Origin of the sequence: Micromonospora chokoriensis (genome assembly GCF_000718555.1) — a bacterium.
GTDB classification, from domain to species: Bacteria; Actinomycetota; Actinomycetes; order Mycobacteriales; family Micromonosporaceae; genus Micromonospora; species Micromonospora chokoriensis_B.
The window spans coordinates 71,674-87,166 of record NZ_JOAN01000008.1 but is presented as its reverse complement, the minus strand read 5'-3'; the positions used below and the strand labels follow the sequence as shown (position 1 = coordinate 87,166).

18 protein-coding genes and 1 tRNA gene are annotated in these 15,493 nt (G+C 72.1%); 13 read left to right on the top strand and 6 right to left on the bottom strand.

Annotated elements, in window-relative coordinates; all coding sequences use genetic code 11:
• The first annotated feature begins 2 nt into the window (after nt 1–2).
• Nucleotides 3–1,391, top strand: coding sequence for an ATP-binding protein (locus tag IF46_RS0112845; RefSeq protein WP_030488550.1), 1,389 nt, complete (start codon nt 3–5; stop codon nt 1,389–1,391).
• Nucleotides 1,392–1,718: 327 nt separating this feature from the next.
• On the opposite strand, the gene IF46_RS0112840 is transcribed toward IF46_RS0112845, so the two are convergent.
• Both IF46_RS0112840 and IF46_RS0112835 read right to left on the bottom strand, forming a co-directional pair.
• Nucleotides 1,719–3,320, bottom strand: a complete 1,602-nt coding sequence (locus IF46_RS0112840; protein ID WP_030488549.1) for a tetratricopeptide repeat protein — start codon at nt 3,318–3,320, stop codon at nt 1,719–1,721.
• A 57-nt stretch (nt 3,321–3,377) separates the two neighbouring features.
• Entirely contained in the window at nt 3,378–3,839 is a 462-nt protein-coding gene (locus tag IF46_RS0112835) for a MarR family winged helix-turn-helix transcriptional regulator (protein ID WP_030488548.1), read from the bottom strand.
• Nucleotides 3,840–3,888: 49 nt separating this feature from the next.
• Between IF46_RS0112835 and IF46_RS0112830 the strand changes: the two genes are divergently transcribed.
• Together IF46_RS0112830 and IF46_RS0112825 are read left to right on the top strand one after the other, a co-directional pair.
• The gene (locus tag IF46_RS0112830; RefSeq protein WP_030488547.1) at nt 3,889–4,410 is read left to right on the top strand and encodes a VOC family protein; all 522 of its coding nucleotides are present in this window, start codon (nt 3,889–3,891) and stop codon (nt 4,408–4,410) included.
• 24 nt (nt 4,411–4,434) lie between these two features.
• On the top strand, nt 4,435–5,319 hold the full coding sequence (locus tag IF46_RS0112825; RefSeq protein WP_030488546.1) for a hypothetical protein: 885 nt from the start codon (nt 4,435–4,437) through the stop codon (nt 5,317–5,319).
• A gap of 70 nt (nt 5,320–5,389) precedes the next feature.
• Here the strand turns inward: IF46_RS0112825 and IF46_RS0112820 are convergent, their stop codons facing one another.
• Entirely contained in the window at nt 5,390–5,569 is a 180-nt protein-coding gene (locus IF46_RS0112820; protein ID WP_030333600.1) for a DUF4236 domain-containing protein, read from the bottom strand.
• Nucleotides 5,570–5,816: 247 nt separating this feature from the next.
• Here IF46_RS0112820 and IF46_RS35735 point away from each other — a divergent pair, with 247 nt between their 5' ends.
• The 7 genes from IF46_RS35735 to IF46_RS0112790 all read left to right on the top strand — a co-directional run bounded on the left by IF46_RS35735 (nt 5,817) and on the right by IF46_RS0112790 (nt 11,271).
• Nucleotides 5,817–5,894: a putative leader peptide gene (locus tag IF46_RS35735; RefSeq protein ID WP_349881247.1), complete on the top strand. Its 78-nt coding sequence runs from the start codon at nt 5,817–5,819 to the stop codon at nt 5,892–5,894.
• Between the two features lie 130 nt (nt 5,895–6,024).
• Nucleotides 6,025–7,056: an ABC transporter substrate-binding protein gene (locus tag IF46_RS0112815; protein WP_030488545.1), complete on the top strand. Its 1,032-nt coding sequence runs from the start codon at nt 6,025–6,027 to the stop codon at nt 7,054–7,056.
• A complete protein-coding gene (locus IF46_RS0112810; RefSeq protein ID WP_051723877.1) occupies nt 7,053–7,898 on the top strand; it encodes an ABC transporter ATP-binding protein in 846 nt (281 codons plus the stop codon). Before IF46_RS0112815 ends, IF46_RS0112810 begins: the two co-directional genes overlap by 4 nt.
• Nucleotides 7,891–8,757, top strand: coding sequence for an ABC transporter permease (locus IF46_RS0112805; RefSeq protein ID WP_030488543.1), 867 nt, complete (start codon nt 7,891–7,893; stop codon nt 8,755–8,757). The genes IF46_RS0112810 and IF46_RS0112805 overlap by 8 nt, the downstream gene beginning before the upstream one ends.
• Before the next feature lie 11 nt (nt 8,758–8,768).
• Nucleotides 8,769–10,103, top strand: a complete 1,335-nt coding sequence (locus tag IF46_RS0112800) for an LLM class flavin-dependent oxidoreductase (RefSeq protein WP_036391956.1) — start codon at nt 8,769–8,771, stop codon at nt 10,101–10,103.
• Complete coding sequence (locus IF46_RS0112795) at nt 10,100–10,663, top strand: flavin reductase family protein (protein WP_030488541.1); 564 nt, start codon at nt 10,100–10,102, stop codon at nt 10,661–10,663. Before IF46_RS0112800 ends, IF46_RS0112795 begins: the two co-directional genes overlap by 4 nt.
• Nucleotides 10,660–11,271, top strand: coding sequence for a malonic semialdehyde reductase (locus IF46_RS0112790; RefSeq protein ID WP_030488540.1), 612 nt, complete (start codon nt 10,660–10,662; stop codon nt 11,269–11,271). The genes IF46_RS0112795 and IF46_RS0112790 overlap by 4 nt, the downstream gene beginning before the upstream one ends.
• Nucleotides 11,272–11,283: 12 nt before the next feature.
• Here the strand turns inward: IF46_RS0112790 and IF46_RS0112785 are convergent, their stop codons facing one another.
• Together IF46_RS0112785 and IF46_RS0112780 are read right to left on the bottom strand one after the other, a co-directional pair.
• Nucleotides 11,284–11,739: an RrF2 family transcriptional regulator gene (locus IF46_RS0112785; RefSeq protein ID WP_030333674.1), complete on the bottom strand. Its 456-nt coding sequence runs from the start codon at nt 11,737–11,739 to the stop codon at nt 11,284–11,286.
• 7 nt (nt 11,740–11,746) lie between these two features.
• A complete protein-coding gene (locus tag IF46_RS0112780) occupies nt 11,747–12,736 on the bottom strand; it encodes a helix-turn-helix domain-containing protein (protein ID WP_030488539.1) in 990 nt (329 codons plus the stop codon).
• A gap of 202 nt (nt 12,737–12,938) precedes the next feature.
• Between IF46_RS0112780 and IF46_RS0112775 the strand changes: the two genes are divergently transcribed.
• A complete protein-coding gene (locus IF46_RS0112775; protein WP_030488538.1) occupies nt 12,939–13,715 on the top strand; it encodes a glucose 1-dehydrogenase in 777 nt (258 codons plus the stop codon).
• A 117-nt stretch (nt 13,716–13,832) separates the two neighbouring features.
• On the opposite strand, the gene IF46_RS0112770 is transcribed toward IF46_RS0112775, so the two are convergent.
• Nucleotides 13,833–14,264 (bottom strand): SsgA family sporulation/cell division regulator, encoded by a 432-nt coding sequence (locus tag IF46_RS0112770; RefSeq protein WP_007457244.1) that lies wholly within the window; start codon nt 14,262–14,264, stop codon nt 13,833–13,835.
• Between the two features lie 294 nt (nt 14,265–14,558).
• On the opposite strand from IF46_RS0112770, the gene IF46_RS0112765 reads away from it, so the two are divergent.
• Together IF46_RS0112765 and IF46_RS0112760 are read left to right on the top strand one after the other, a co-directional pair.
• Nucleotides 14,559–15,152: a TIGR02611 family protein gene (locus IF46_RS0112765; protein ID WP_420063563.1), complete on the top strand. Its 594-nt coding sequence runs from the start codon at nt 14,559–14,561 to the stop codon at nt 15,150–15,152.
• 50 nt (nt 15,153–15,202) lie between these two features.
• A tRNA-Val gene (locus tag IF46_RS0112760) sits at nt 15,203–15,274 on the top strand.
• The last annotated feature ends 219 nt before the right edge of the window (nt 15,275–15,493 follow it).

Here is a 15,493-nt window from a genome sequence, read left to right as displayed (position 1 = left end):
TCATGGCGATCGGCGTGTTCGGCCTCACCGTCGGGCTGGCCCTGGGCGGGGTGGTGCTGCTCGGCGCGCTCGGCTTCGTGCTGCAACGCACGGTCGACACCGAGGCGTTCCGCACCGCCGACGCGGTCGCCCTGCTCGCGGCCGAGGACGCGCTGCCCGACCCACTGCCGGTGGCCGGCGGGCAGGTCCGTGTGCAGGTAGTCGACGGGCAGGGGCGGATCAGGGCGGCCTCGATCGACGCCGACCGCCTGGTGCCGATGGTCCGCCCAGAGCGACTGGACCGCGCCGGCCGGCAGCGGCTGGAGGTGCCGGCCGAGCGGGTCGGGCTCGCCGGCCCGGTCCGCGTGGTCGCCGTACCCGCCGGAACCCCGGCCGACCCGCTCACCGTGCTGGTCGCTCGCTCGATGGCCGACGTGCGACACAGCACCCACGTGGTCCGGACCATCCTGCTGGTGGCGTTTCCGCTGCTGGTGGCCGTGCTGGCCGGGGTCGCGTGGCGCACGGTGGGCGCGACCCTGCGGCCGGTCGAGGCGTTACGTCGAGGCGCTGAGGAGATCACCGGGAGGGCCGGCACCGGCCGGCTGCCGGTGCCCGCGTCGGCCGACGAGATCCACCGCTTGGCGGTCACCCTCAACGGCATGCTGGACCGGCTGGAGTCGGCCCGCGTCCGTCAGCGGGCGTTCGTCTCCGACGCCGCGCACGAGCTGCGCAGCCCGTTGACGAACATCCGCACGGAGCTGGAGGTGGCCCAGCGCCTCGCCGACCGGACCGACTGGACGGTGGTGACCGCCAATTTGCTCGCCGACACCGGCCGGCTGAGCCGATTGGTCGACGATCTCCTGCTGCTGGCCCGACTGGACGAGGCCCCGCCGGCCCGGGGGACCGGCCCGGTGGAGCTGGGCGCATTGTTGACCGAGGTCGCCGCCCGATACCCCTCGCCGCCGGTGCGGGTGGCGCTGCCGCCGGGCCCGCTCTGGACGATCGGCACCGTCGAGGAGCTGCGTCGCGTGCTCGCCAACCTGGTCGACAACGCGGTACGGCACGCGTACGGCAGTGTCGTGCTCGCGGCCGGGGCGACGTCGACGGCCGGGCCGACGGTCGGGCCTGGCGTCGGGGCGTACCACCTGGTGACGGTGACCGACGACGGCCCGGGGATCCCGCTGGCGGACCGGGAGCGGGTCTTTGATCGGTTCACCCGGCTGGATGACGGACGGGCCCGCGACGACGGTGGCGCCGGCCTGGGGCTGGCCATCGTCCGGGAGTTGGTCCGACGTGCGGGCGGCAGCATCACCCTGACCGACGCGCCGGAGCAGCGCGGGCTACGGGTGTGCCTGCTGCTGCCGGCGTTACCGGCGGAGGACGGCCGTGGGCCAGAGGCTGACGGCCAGTGACGGCGGAGCGCCCCCACCCGCCCGCAGGTGACCCTTTGCTCTGCACCCGCGGGTGCGACAGCTACGTGACGTGATGCTCGCCGGAGCCTGTCGGAGCGGCCTCCGCGACGTTTCAGCTGTTCACCCGAGGTGGTGCAGATAGGGCAGCAGAGCAAAGGCGGGGTGGGACGGGCGGTTGGGTGCGTCGGGCGTAACGGGGCGTCACGGCGGGTCAATCAACGGGCAAGCCACGCTGAGTGAGGTCAGCGGACAGATGGCGACCCGCGTGGCTCGGTCGCGCCAGTGGGCGGGGCGGGCGTGGCTGGCTGGTGGGGCGGGGCTGGCAGATCAGCGGCGGCGGGTGCAGACCTGCTGGGAGCGGGCCACGGTGTCGGTGGACCAGGCGACCGCGACGGTGAAGCAGAAGTCGTTGGTGCGGTTGAGCGCGTAGATGACATAGCTGGTGGTGCCGGCGGGCAGGGTCGCGAAGATGTTGTGGGTCTGGCCGGTGCGGCCGCCCGCGATGACCACCGGGCCTTCGCTGCCGGCCGGGTAGGTCCAGTTCAGCGCGATGCTGTCCCGGGTGTCGCGCAGGGTCACCGCGCTGGGCGGGCTGCCGGGCGGCGCCGCGGCACCAGCCGACGTGGGTGCCGCGCCACCCGGGGCGGGGGCGGTGTTGGCTGGTGCGCCGCCGGTGGGGGAGGCACTGACCGGCGGCGGGGTCGGCTCGTCGTCGCCGCCGACCCGGGCCACCCCGGCGATCACCGCTGCCGCGCCGAGCAGCACCACGACCACCCCGGCCACCAGCACCGGCACCAACCGGTTGCGCTGCTTCGGCGGCGCGCGGTGCACGGGCACCGGCAGCAGCCGTGACGGCGTGTACGGCTCGACCGGCCCGTACGGCACCGACCGCGCGTACGGGTCGGCCGGCGGGTACGGGTCGGCGGGGGCGGTGGGTCGGTGCAGCCGGTATACCCCGGGCTGCTCCTGCGTGCCGCCGGCCAGCCCGACCACCGACGGGGGCACCGGGGTGTCGGTGGGGTGGGGTGTGGGCTCGTACGCACCGTCGGTGGGCCAACTGCTGCCCGTCGATCCGCTCGGTTCGTCGGAGGGCAGCCGGGGGTTCGGGACCGCCCCGGCGTGGTGGGGTGCGGGTGGCGGCTGGTGGTAGCCCGACTCGGCTGGCCCGTCATCGTGCGGTGGGATGCGGGCGGCCGGCACGACGGGCGTGTCCCGGGCGGCGGGCGGGTTGTCCGCGCAGGCGTGGTCGGGATTGGCCGCCGCCCGAGCCAGGGACGCCACCTGCGCGGCAAGCGGGTCGTCGGCGGGCAGGTGCTGCCGGCACAGCTCACGGGCGAGCGCCAGGTTGTCGTGCGCCTCGGCGAACTGACCACAGTCGCGCTGCATCGCCCCGAGCCGCGCCAGCATCTTGATGCCGCTGGGGTGCCCGTCGCCGTATACCTCGCGGTGCAGCTCCCAGGCGTCCTGGAGGCGGTCACGGGCCACCGCGCACTGGCCGCGCGCGTACTCGACGGTGGCCAGGTCGGCGTGGGCGGCGAGCACCCGCAGCGATTCCGGGCCGTCCTGCGCGGTCAGCTCGATGATCACTTCCTGGTAGAGCCGCGCGGCCCGGGAGTGGCTGCCGACCCGGTGCAGCACCGCGGCCAGGGTCGCTGCGGCGGCCACCGTACGCGGGTCGGCGCGGCCGTGCAGGCGCGTGGTGGCCGCGTACGCGAAGGCGGCCCATCCTCGGGCCGAGTGGGGCTCACCGAGGGCGATCAGCACCCGCGCCTGGAGGCTGGCCGCCTCGGCCAGCTCGGGGGTGGCGTTGGCCGGGCGGGGGTCGGCGTCGGTGAGCGCGTCGGACAGCAACTGCTGCGCGCCGGCAAGATCGCCGGAGGACACGAGGTGGTGCGCCTGATCAGTCAGTTCACCGAAGCCGGAAGACACGCCCCATCGTGCTCATCCGACGACGGTAAGTACAAGACCCGCGCCGGTGTCGATTGGTCAGGATCCGGTCAGGTGCTCGGCCAGTGTCTCGCTGATTCGGCGCAGCTGGTCGACCTGGGCGGGGCTCAACGCGTCGAACAGGTGTCGGCGTACCCCCTCGACGTGGCCGGGTGCGGCGGCCGCGAGGGTGGCGAAACCCTCGTCGGTGAGCAGCGCAATCTGCCCGCGCCGGTCGGTGGGGCACTCCTCGCGGCGCACCCAGCCGGCGGCCTCCAGCCGGGCCACGGCGTGCGAGAGCCGGCTGCGTGACGAGCCGCTGGCCTCAGCCAGCTCGCTCATCCGTAGTTGCCGGTCGGGCGCCTCGGAGAGTCGGACCAGCAGCTCGTAGTACGCGTGCGGCATGCCCGCGTCGCGTTGCAGCTCGCGGTCGAGCGCGTCCATCAGCGCTCGGGAGGCGGCGACGTACGCGCGCCAGGTGCGTTGCTCGTCGGGATCTAACCAGCGGGTCATGACCGCCATCATACCGAAGATAGTTGAACGCTCAACCAAAGCGCGCTAGTCTCGGGTCATGGGTATCCACCGGCTCAACCACGCGGTCTTCTACGTCAGTGACCTCGCCCGCAGCGTCGCGTTCTACCGCGACGTGCTGGGCTTCCGCCCGGTGGCGATGACCCCGGACGGCTTCCGGGGCGCCACCTTCCTCCAGGCCCCCGACTCCACCAACGACCACGACCTCGGTCTCTTCGAGATCGGCGCGGGTGCCGGGCGGTCCAGCGCCGGCCGCTCCACCGTCGGCCTCTACCACCTCGCCTGGGAGGTGGACACCCTCGACGAGCTGGCCGCCACCGCCGAGCGGCTGGTCGCCGCCGACGCGCTGGTCGGCACCTCCGACCACGGCACGACCAAGAGCCTCTACGGCAAGGACCCGGACGGGCTGGAGTTCGAGATCGTCTGGCTGATCCCGGCCGACCTGCTCGACGACGCCGCGCTGACCGCGCGCAAGCAGATCGGCCGGCTCGACCTGGACGCCGAGCGGCAGCGCTACGGCGGGCAGACCAGGGGCGGGGTGGGGATCTCCGTCCCGGCCTGATCGTCCGTACGGTAGAACGGACCGATGCCGACCGACCGGACCACCGAATTCCTCCGCGAGCTGCTGGTCCGCCAGTTGACGACCTGGCTGCCCGCGGCCCTGCACCGCTCCCGGCGGGCCACCATCGCCCTCGCGGGTGCCGACGCGAGCAGCGCGGAGGCCGCGCTGCGCCTGGTCGCCGCACACGGCGACCAGGTGCGCGGCCGGCAGGTGACGGTGCTGGTGCTCACCGACGCCGCCGCGGACCTGCCGGTCCGACTCGGCCCGATCGAGGCGGAGCTGCCCGCCGAGGTCACCGTGCACCTGCTGCCCGGTGACCCGTACCGGCTGCCGGTCGCGGTGAAGGCCGCCGGGGCGGCCGGCGCGCCGCTCTTCTCCTTCGTGGACCTGCCCGGCGTGGTGACGCCGAAGGTGCTCACCGCCGCCACCAACGGCCGGACCGGAGAGCTGCTGCTGCACACCGGCGACAGTGCCCGAGACGTGCTCGTCTCCGCTGGTTTCCCCCTGGTAGCCGAGGTGGCACCGGTGCTGTCGGATGGCGAGGGGGTCGGTGTGATCGCGTTCGGCAGCCGCTCCGACCGGAGTCTGGAGGCGGTCCGCGACGCGCTCTGGGCCCTCGGCGCGGACCTCGGCGTGCGCTACCGCGACCCGCTCGACCCGACCGGCACGACTGTCGACGTGGCCGGCGATCCCGACCTCGAACCACTGGCCCGCGAGCTGCTGGCCGAGCTGCGGGCGGGCGGGTCACGGCCGGTCACCGAGCTGCGCCGGCACACCCTCACCGCGACCGTCTACCGGGCCGCCGACGCCAACCAGGCGCTCACCGATCTGCTCGACGCCGGTGAGGTGCGGCGTGACCGCGAGTCCGGGCGACTGGCCGGCGACGAGATCATCACCCTGGCCCGCTGAGCGCCCCGACCCACAGACGCCGAGCGGGGTGCCGGTGAATCACCGGCACCCCGCTCGACTCCCGGGATGCTTACGACCGGGACTTGTCCTGCTTCCACGACAGCGGACCCGGCAGGTCGACCCGGTGCGCGCGAGCCTTGGAGTTCCAGGACCAGCGGCCGATCTTGATGCTCCACGAGGAGAAGCCGTTCTCGGTGAAGTTCAGGATGATCGGACCGTACTTCTTGCGCTTGCGAAACATGAGGCCCATCGGAGGTCTCCCCTCGTCACCGTTCCCTGCCGTGTCGAGATCGAACATTCCCGAACCACCAACTTTTGAAACCCTCTCGCTGTCCGTCCTGGACGGTGCCCGCCGCGCATCGCAATCTCTATTAATCAGATAGGTGTTGCGGCACGGTAAACGCTGCTCGGGGCGCTTCGTAACATCGGCAGCGATAGAAGTCTCATCTTCTGGAAGGGCGTTGACCGCTCGTTCCGATCCCCGGCAACATGGGGTCATGTCGCAGCGGGATGAGCTTCTCCTCACCGCTCGTGTGCACGTCGACCTGGTTCGGCACGCGAGCGCGCTCTGTTGAGCTGACCGGTCCATCCGGCTCGGCTCCAGCGCCGCACTCCCACCGCCCGCCCGCTCAACGCGGAGCAGCGTGCCTGCACGCCCTCATCCGGGCGTCCCTGTTCCCCCGTGGACAGATCAGGAGACTCCTCATGTCCCCACCCCGTCGTGCCATCCTGCGTACCCTCGCCGCCGCTGCCGCGCTTGTCGTCCTCACCGCCACCGCCGGCTGTGGCGGTGATGCCGCAGCCGGCGGCACCGAGGCCCGCGAGCTGCGCTACCAGGGCTCGGTCGGTCAGGTCACCCTTCCCGAACTCGCCGCCGACCTCGGCTACCTCGGCGACGTCAAGCTCAACTGGATCGGCAACGTCACCGGCGGCCCGCAGGACATCCAGGCCACCGCGACCGGGCAGAGCGACTTCGGCGGCGCGTTCAACGGCGCCATCGTCAAGCTCGCCGCCGCCAACGCCCCGATCACCGCTGTGGTCAGCTACTACGGCTCGGACGCCCAGACCTTCCAGGGCTACTACGTGCTCGACGACAGCCCGATCCGCAGCCCCCGGGACCTGATCGGCAAGAAGGTCGGCATGAACACCCTCGGCGCGCACGCCGAGGCCGTGCTCAAGACCTGGCTCGCTCGCGGTGACCTCAGTCCCGCCGAGGTCAAGCAGGTCGAGCTGGTCGCCCTGCCGCCGGTCAACACCGAGCAGTCGCTACGGCAGAAGCAGATCGACGTCGCGGTGCTCGGCGGGGTGATCCGGGACAAGGCGGTCGACGGCGGTGGCATCCGCACCATCTTCACCGACTACGAGCTGCTCGGGGCGTTCAGCGGCGGCACGTACGTCTTCCGCGACGACTTCATCAAGCGCAACCCGGAGACGGTCAAGGCGTTCGTCACCGGGGTCGGCAAGGCCATCGAGTGGGCCCGTGCCCAGCCTCGGGAGACGGTGGTCGCCCGCCTGCGGGACATCATCACCAAGCGGGGGCGTAACGAGGACCCGTCGCTCGTCGCGTACTGGAAGAGCAGCGGCGTCGCCGGCCGGGGCGGCGTGATCGACGAGAAGGAGTTCGGCACCTGGATCGACTGGCTCGCCGCCGAGGGCGAGCTCAAGGGCAACCGTCCGAAGCCCGCCGACATCTACACCAACCGGTTCAACCCGTTCGTGGACGGCGGCAGCGCGTGAGCACCGACAAGATCCTCTTCGATCGGGTGAGCAAGACCTTCCCGGTCCGCGCCAGCCGGCGTCGCGGGGCCGGCGCGGTGACCGCGCTGGACGAGGTCACCCTCGGGGTACGCCCCGGCGAGTTCCTGGTCGTCGTCGGCCCCAGTGGCTGCGGCAAGTCCACCCTGCTCGACCTGCTCGGCGGGCTCACCGAGCCGACCGCCGGGCAGGTGCTCGTCGACGGTCGGCCGGTCACCGGCCCCGGCCTGGACCGGGGCATCGTCTTCCAGCAGTACGCGCTGCTGCCCTGGCGCACCGCCGCCGGCAACGTCGCGTTCGGTCTGGAAGCCAAGGGGGTGGCCCGGGCCGCACGGGCCGCCCTGATCGAGCACCACCTCGACCTGGTGGGCCTGCGCGGGTTCGCCGACCGCTACCCGCACGAGCTGTCCGGCGGGATGAAGCAGCGGGTGGCCATCGCCCGCAGCCTCGCGTACGACCCGGACGTGCTGCTGATGGACGAGCCGTTCGCCGCCCTGGACGCGCAGACCCGTGACTCGTTGCAGGACGAGCTGGTGCGGATCTGGGCCCGCACCGGCAAGACCATCGTGTTCATCACCCACGGCATCGACGAGGCCGTCTACCTGGGTCAGCGGGTGGCGGTGCTGACCTCTCGACCCGGGCGGCTCAAGCAGGTCATCGACATCGACCTCGGCGACCGGGACGCGGTCGAGGACGTCCGTTCCACCGACGCGTTCCGCCACCACCGGCACCAGATCTGGACCCTGCTGCGCGACGAGGTGCGCGCCGCCCAGGCGGCCGAGGGCACCGGCGTCCGCCACACCGAGGAGGCCCGCGTTGGTTGACATCGCCGAACGTCCCGCCCGACTGGCGGGCCCACCCACCGTGCCCCGGGCGGCGGCCGACCGTGCCGCACCCGGCCTCGCCGGTCGGCTGCTCGGCGTCGGCGCGAGGGTGCTGCACCGCACCGTCGCGATCGCCGCGCTGGCCGCGATCTGGGAGGGCGCACCCCGGCTCGGGCTCGTCGACCGGGTCTTCCTGCCCCCGCTGTCGGAGGTGCTGGTGGCCTGGTGGGAGTTGCTGCGCAGCGGGCAGCTCGCCGAGCACGTCGGCGCGAGCCTCACCCGGTCCCTGGCCGGGCTCGGCCTGGCGGTGCTCATCGCCATCCCACTCGGGCTGCTGATCGGCTGGTACCGGCCGCTCGCCGAGCTGCTCAGCCCGCTGCTGGAGGTGTTCCGCAACACCGCCGCGCTGGCCCTGCTGCCGGTGTTCGTGCTCATCCTCGGCCTGGGGGAGACCTCCAAGATCGCCCTGGTGCTGTACGCGTGCTCCTGGCCGATCCTGCTCAACACCATCGCCGGGGTGAAGGGCGTCGACCCGCTACTGATCCGGTCGGCCCGCTCGATGGGGCTCAACCACTTGCGGCTGTTCCAGAAGGTGATCCTGCCGGCGGCGGTGCCGACCATCTTCACCGGCGTCCGGCTGGCCGGGGCGTACTCGATCCTGGTGCTCGTCGCGGCCGAGATGGTCGGCGCGAAGGCCGGGCTCGGCTACCTCATCAACTCCGCGCAGTACAACTTCGCGATCACCGACATGTACTCCGGGATCATCACGATCTCCGCCATCGGCCTGGTCGTCAACCAGCTCCTCGTCGCCCTCGAACGTCGCTTCTCCACCTGGCGCGTCGACGTCTCCGCCGGATAGGACAGACACCAATGACCCGTAGCCTGCACCTCAACGCGTTCCTGATGGGCGTCGGCCACCACGAGGCCGCCTGGCGGCACCCCCGCACCGACCCGCGTCGGGTCACCGACGTGCGGCACTTCCAGGAGCTGGCCCGCATCGCCGAACGCGGCACCCTCGACTCGCTCTTCCTCGCCGACGGGCTCTCGGTCGGGCCGAATCCCCGGCACAACATCCAGGCCGTCTTCGAACCGCTGACCCTGCTCGCGTCGCTCGCCGCGGTGACCGAACACATCGGTCTCATCGCGACGGTCTCCACCACCTACAACGAGCCGTTCCACACCGCCCGCAAGTTCGCCTCGCTGGACCACCTCAGCGGCGGCCGGGCCGGCTGGAACATCGTCACCTCGGCCCAGGAGCGGGAGGCGGTCAACTTCAACCGGGACAGCCACCCCGCGCACGCCGACCGATACCGGCGGGCCGCCGAGTTCGTCGACGTGGCGATCAAGCTCTGGGACAGCTGGGAGGACGACGCGCTGGTCTTCGACACCACCGCCGGGGTGTTCGCCGACACCGACCGGGTGCACGAGGTGGCGCACCGCGGGCCGGAGTTCCAGGTCCGTGGCCCACTGAACATCCCCCGAGGGCCGCAGGGCCGACCGCTGCTGGTGCAGGCCGGCTCGTCGCCGGACGGGATCGCCTTCGCGGCCCGCTACGCCGAGGCGGTCTTCACCGCCCAGCAGACCCTCGCCGACGGGCAGAGCTTCTACGCCGAGCTGCGCCGGCAGGTCACCGCCGCCGACCGCGACCCGGACCTGGTGAAGATCCTGCCCGGCATCGCGCCGGTGCTCGGCGGCACCGAGGCCGAGGCGCAGGCGCTCGCCGCCGAGTTGGAGGAGCTGATCGTCCCCGACTACGCCCTCGCCCAGCTCTCCGGGATGCTCGGCATCGATCTCACCAGCCTGCCGCTGGACGGGCCGCTGCCGCAGCTGCCAGAATCCGGCACCGTGCAGGCCCACCAGAGCCGCTACCAGCTCGTCACCGAGCTGGCCCGCCGCGAACAGCTCACCATCCGGCAACTCATCGGCCGGCTCGGCGGCGGCCGGGGCCACCGGGTCGTCGCCGGCACACCGGAGCAGGTCGCCGACCAGATCGAGCTGTGGTTCACCCAGGGCGCCGCAGACGGGTTCAACATCATGCCGCCGCACCTGCCCGGTGGGCTCGCCGACTTCGTCGACCACGTGGTGCCGGTGCTGCGCTCCCGTGGGCTGTTCCGCACCGAATACACCGGTCGGACGCTGCGCGAGCACTACGGCCTACCTCGACCGGCCAGCGCGTACGCTGCGTCGGCCCTGGTGCCGGCATGACCACCGTGGAGCGCCCCTCGGCGGACATCGCCGAGCTGCGACCGGTGAACGGGGACCTGTTCCGCGCTCTGCTGCGGCGGCAGGCCAGCAGCGTCACAGTGGTCACCGCGGTCGCCCGTGCCACCGACCCGGCCTGCCTGGGTGGGATCGCCGCACCCGTCCGGGCGGGATTCACCGCCACCTCGTTCACGTCGGTGTCGCTGGACCCTCCGCTCGTCTCGTTCTGCCTGGGGACGGGGTCGTCGAGCTGGCCGGTGCTCGCCCGCGCGGAGCACGTCGCCGTGCACCTGCTGGCCGCGGGGCAGCAGGACGCTGCGGCGGTCTTCGCCACCAGCGGCATCGACCGGTTCGCCGCGTACCCGGACTGGACGTCCGGACCGTTCGGGGTGCCGCTGCTCGGCGGTGTGCTGGCCCGGCTGCTCTGCCGGGTGGTGCACCGCGTTCCGGCCGGCGACCACACGCTGGTGATCGCCGAGCCGTTGGCGCTCGGCGACGGTGGCGACGGCCCGCCACTGGTGCACCACCGGGGCGGCTACACCACCGCCGTCTCGCCGACGTGAGCGCACCCACCACGGCCGAGCTGCTCGCGTTGGACCGGGCCGCCCAGGACCTGCTGTTCCGGGCGGCCCGCACGGCCAACACGTTCACCGACGAGCCGGTCACCGACGCCCAGGTCGCGGCGATCCACGACCTGATCCGGTACGGGCCGACCGCGTACAACGGCCAGCCGCTGCGGGTGCTGCTACTGCGCTCGGCGGCGGCCCGAGCGCGGCTGCTGCCGTATGTCTCGTCGAGCAACCGGGCGAAGACGGCCAGCGCGCCGCTGGTGGCGGTACTCGCCGCCGACGTGGACTTCCACGAGCGACTGCCCGAGCTGTACCCGCACCGGCCGCAGGCCCGGGACTGGCTGAGCGACCGTCCGGCCCGCGCCGAGCAGGCCCGTTTCAACGCGACCCTCCAGATCGGCTACCTGCTGGTGGGCGTACGCGCCGCCGGGCTAGCCGCTGGCCCGATGGCCGGGTTCGACGCGGCCGGGGTGACCCGTGAGTTCTTCCCCGACGGCCGGCACGAGGCGCTGCTGCTGCTCAACGTGGGCCATCCCGGCCCGGACGCCTCGTCGGAGCGGCTGCCCCGGCTGCGTACCGAGGAGGTGGTGTCGACCCTGTGACAGGGCAGCGGATCAGCGCGGCTCCCACGCGTCGGGCAGCGCGGTGAGCTTGCGGACGTGCGCGGGCAGTCGACCGCTGACGATCTCGGCGAGGCTCACCTCGTCGACGACCCGCCGCACCGCCGCGCGGACCGCCACCCACAGGCCGGGCAGGTTCTCCGCCGAGCCTTCGTACCGGGTCTCCTCCGGGCGCAGCCCGCGTACCCCGGCCAGTGGGCCCTCCACGGCGCGCAGCACCGCCCCGACGGTCACCTCCCGGGGCGGTCGGGCCAGCGTGTAGCCGCCCTCGGCGCCACGTTGGGCGCGGACGATGCCAGCCCGGCGCAGATCCGCCAGGACCGCCTCCAGGAACTTGCGAGGCATGTCCTGCTCCGCGGCGATGGCCTGGGTGGACAGCAGCGAAGGGTACGCGGTGGCGAGGCTCAACGCTGCCCGTACCGCGTAGTCGCCGCGCGCGGAGATCTGCACCCTGCCATCATGCCCGGCCGGCGCCGCCCAGCGGGCCAGCGGGCGGCCTGGGTCTCGTGGCGTGGCCGCTGTTGGCGGATTCGCCGGGGGTGCTGACGCGGAACCTGCCGCTGTTGGCGCCCGTCGACTCGGCCGGCGGTCGAGGGCGGACCACCCGGCCCGCCGGGTGGTCCCGGGCGGCCCGGAACGCCCCGGGGCTGACCCCGACCTCGCGGGTGAAGAAGCGGCCGAAGTTGGTGGGTTCGGAGAAGCCGAGCTCCCGGCCGATCTGGGCGATCGGCTGATCTGTCGCGGCCAGCAGCCGACCGGCCTGCAACGCGACCCGCTCGTCGACGACCTGCTTGGCGCTGCGACCGGTGACCGCCAGGCAGGCCCGGGTCAGGGTCCGCACCGAGCAGCCGAGCCCGGCCGCGTAATCCTCCACCCGCCGGGTGTGCGGATAGCCGTGCTCGACCTCCCGGCGGAACCGGTGGAACGTCTCGTCCTCGGGCCGGGCCGGCGATGGCTCGGCGTGGGCCAGGGCCAGCCGCAGCAGCAGTACGGCCAGTTGGTGCCGAAGCAGCGTGCGGGCGGTCTGGCCGTCGGGGTGCCGCTGGCAGTCCACCGCCAACTGGCTCACCTCGCTGATCACCGCGTCCTCGTCCTCACCGGCCAACTGCCGCCAGGTCACTGTCGTGCTCAGGTCGACGTCGAAGCCACGCAGCGCCTCGGGCTCCCAGGCGACCACGGTGGCGTCGAACTGGGGGCCGGCGCAGCGCAGCACCTGGCCGGGGCGGACCCGCAACAACGTGCCGGGCCGGCACGGCAGCAGATGAAAGTCGAGCTCCGCGTCGCCGTGCCCGCGGGTGGTGAGAATCAGCAGCTCCCGCTCGACGATCACCGGCCGACGCCAGCCCGGGTCACCGGCGAGGTCGGCCAGCGCGAACGTGGCTATCTCGTCCGGTACGGGTGACGCCGAACCGATCGATGGCGCGGGGGAGGGATCGGTGGAGACCATCGCCTGCGACGGTAGCCCGAACCGCAGGTCACCGCATCCCGATCCACGTTCGTCGCGGAAACCGCCGGGCACCACGGGCTTGTCGCGGTCCCGGCGGCCGGGCTACGTTACCCGGCGGTAGCGCCGTAGCTGCGCGGTCCGCCCGGCATCCGCCGGCCACCCGAGCGACCGGCGACCCCCGCCGACTCGCGATGGGATGAGCATGACGCAGCTGTTCTCGGTCGAAGGTAAGACGGTCCTGGTCACCGGCGGCTCACGGGGGATCGGGCTGATGATCGCCCAGGGCTTCGTCCGGGCCGGCGCACACGTGATCATCTCGTCTCGCAAGGCGGACGTCTGCGCGGCGGTCGCCACCACCCTCTCCGCCGAGGGCCGCTGCGAGGCCATTCCCGCCGACCTCAGCGACGACACCGCCGCCGAGGCGCTGGCCGCCGCCGTCCACGAGCGTTTCGGTCGCCTCGACGTGCTGGTCAACAACGCCGGCGCGACCTGGGGCGCACCGCTGGAGGACTACCCCGAGGCCGCGTTCGACAAGCTCTGGGCGGTAAACGTCAAGGCCGTCTTCCGGCTCACCACCGCGCTGCTGCCGGCGCTACGCGCCGCCGCCAGCGCCGACGACCCGGCCCGCGTGATCAACATCGGGTCGATCGACGGCATCCGGGTGCCGTCCATGGAGGTGTACGCGTACTCGGCCACCAAGGCGGCCGTGCACATGCTCACCCGCAGCCTCGCCCACCAACTGGCCAGTGAGCAGATCACCGTCAACGCGATCGCACCCGGCCCGTTCGAGAGCAAGATGATGGCGTTCGCGCTCGACGACCCGGCAAACCGGGCCGCCATCGAAGCGCAGGTGCCGCTGGGCCGCATCGGGCGCGCCGAGGACATGGCCGGCACCGCCATCTACCTCTCGTCGCGCGCCGGCTCGTACCTCACCGGCGCGGTCATTCCCGTCGACGGCGGCATCACCACGCACGGCTGAGCACCGGCCGACCCGGGGCGGGCTGTCCGCGTACACCTTGGGTGTGTGCCGGGGCCGCGCGGACTCGGCAGATCCGCGCGGCCCCGGTGTGGCCGGTGTTGCCCGTTCGGGCGGTGCTCAGCGACCGGCGAGCAGCCGGTTCACCGCCGTGTCGACGTCCAGGTGCTCGGCCTCGCGACCGCGCGGGACGACGACGTAGGTCCGTCGAAGGAAACGCACCAGGACGCTGCGCGGCACCTCGAAGAGGGCGTTGCCGTCTGGTGACGAGAGGGCCAGCGCGACGAAGTCGCCGCGCGGGGTGGCCCAGGGCCAGACCCGCACATCCCCGATGCCAGCCGGCTCGTCCAGGCCGGTGACCAGAAGTTCGCGAGCGAACGACCAACTCACCGCCTCGCCCCCTGCCGATTCGGCATGGAACAGGACATGGACCGCATACGGGTCAGCAGGGTCGTAACGCAGACTGGCACGCACCGGCAAGGCGGTGGCGTCAGGTGCGACGAGCCTTAGCGACGTCTCGACCTCTACGGTCGTCGGTCGGATGACACTCATGGACGTTCTCCCCCCGGCACCGCTGCGGAACGCGCGTGTCCCGCTTTTCCCATACTCAGGTGCTACCTCTGGCTACGCTCCGCCATACGCTGACTTCACCCAGTGGTGGGAAGGGGGACGGAAAGGCCGCGTGAATGTGAGCATTCATGTAGGATTTCCGGTTCTGCCCAGTGCGTGATCCCGCCCGGTATCGGGTGGCTCAGTCGTCGACTTACTCCGGTAACGTCCAGTCGGCCGTTGCAGTGACGGGCCCGAGCGACACTGGGGGGTGAAATGGTGACGAAGCGATCCTCAGTGGATCCGTCGGCGGCGCCCGGCCCGCCGAAAGTCGCGGTCCGAGCAGCCGAAAAGCGGGGGTACGGAGTGCCGATGGAGCAGCCCGAACGGGCCGGTCGGCCGGCGTCCGACGCCGGTCGTCCCGGCGGCGATGACTCCGGTCGTGGTGCCGCTGGTCGTGGTGGTGGCACTGCTGTGCAGGATCCACCGCGCCGTCCTCGCTGGCGTGAGCGGATCTCGCTGACCCTCGACCTCATCCGAGCGAACCCCACCGGCCGGATCGCACTCAAGATCTTCATCGCGATCGCCGGGGCGATCGTGGTGACCATCGGTATCGCCCTCATTCCGCTACCCGGGCCGGGCTGGCTGCTGGTGATCGCCGGGCTGGGCATCTGGGCCGTCGAATACCACTGGGCGCGACGGCTGCTCGGCTTCACCCGTCGCCACGTCCATGGCTGGACACGCTGGGTGACGAAACAGTCGCTGGCAGTGCGAATCGTGCTCGGCTCTGTCGGCCTGGTCTTCGTGGCCACGGTGGTCTGGCTGTCCCTCAAGTACAGCCTCGGCATCGACGTGGTAGCCAGGGCGATGCAGTACCTCGCGACGCACTGACCCCGGATTTCCGGTCTGGTTCCACGATCGGGTAGAGTCAACGGCGCTGAGGGCGATTAGCTCAGTGGGAGAGCGCTTCGTTCACACCGAAGAGGTCGCTGGTTCGATACCAGCATCGCCCACTCTCAGTTCTTGCAGGTCAGAGCCCGGATGGACACAGTCCACCCGGGCTCTTCGCTACCCGCTAGCAGAGATCATGAGTCACCCATGAGTCACGACCGTCGGGCGCGGGGGAGAAGCGGCGTCATGCCCCGGTCCGCCAGTCACGCGGCGCTGGGTAGCCGATCTCAAAGCCCTACTCGATGCCTTCTCGCCCGCTCGCTGCAGCACCTTCCCGGACG

Excerpts from the sequence above, each read along its gene's own strand:
- IF46_RS0112795 (WP_030488541.1), top strand. The coding sequence starts at position 10,100 with ATGACCACCGTGGAGCGCCCCTCGGCGGACATCGCCGAGCTGCGACCG.
- IF46_RS0112830 (WP_030488547.1), top strand. The coding sequence starts at position 3,889 with ATGGGTATCCACCGGCTCAACCACGCGGTCTTCTACGTCAGTGACCTC.
- IF46_RS0112845 (WP_030488550.1), top strand. The coding sequence starts at position 3 with ATGGCGATCGGCGTGTTCGGCCTCACCGTCGGGCTGGCCCTGGGCGGG.
- IF46_RS0112800 (WP_036391956.1), top strand. The coding sequence starts at position 8,769 with ATGACCCGTAGCCTGCACCTCAACGCGTTCCTGATGGGCGTCGGCCAC.
- IF46_RS0112835 (WP_030488548.1), bottom strand. The coding sequence starts at position 3,839 with ATGGCGGTCATGACCCGCTGGTTAGATCCCGACGAGCAACGCACCTGG.
- IF46_RS0112780 (WP_030488539.1), bottom strand. The coding sequence starts at position 12,736 with ATGGTCTCCACCGATCCCTCCCCCGCGCCATCGATCGGTTCGGCGTCA.
- IF46_RS0112820 (WP_030333600.1), bottom strand. The coding sequence starts at position 5,569 with ATGGGCCTCATGTTTCGCAAGCGCAAGAAGTACGGTCCGATCATCCTG.
- IF46_RS35735 (WP_349881247.1), top strand. The coding sequence starts at position 5,817 with ATGTCGCAGCGGGATGAGCTTCTCCTCACCGCTCGTGTGCACGTCGAC.
- IF46_RS0112825 (WP_030488546.1), top strand. The coding sequence starts at position 4,435 with ATGCCGACCGACCGGACCACCGAATTCCTCCGCGAGCTGCTGGTCCGC.
- IF46_RS0112770 (WP_007457244.1), bottom strand. The coding sequence starts at position 14,264 with ATGAGTGTCATCCGACCGACGACCGTAGAGGTCGAGACGTCGCTAAGG.
- IF46_RS0112775 (WP_030488538.1), top strand. The coding sequence starts at position 12,939 with ATGACGCAGCTGTTCTCGGTCGAAGGTAAGACGGTCCTGGTCACCGGC.
- IF46_RS0112815 (WP_030488545.1), top strand. The coding sequence starts at position 6,025 with ATGTCCCCACCCCGTCGTGCCATCCTGCGTACCCTCGCCGCCGCTGCC.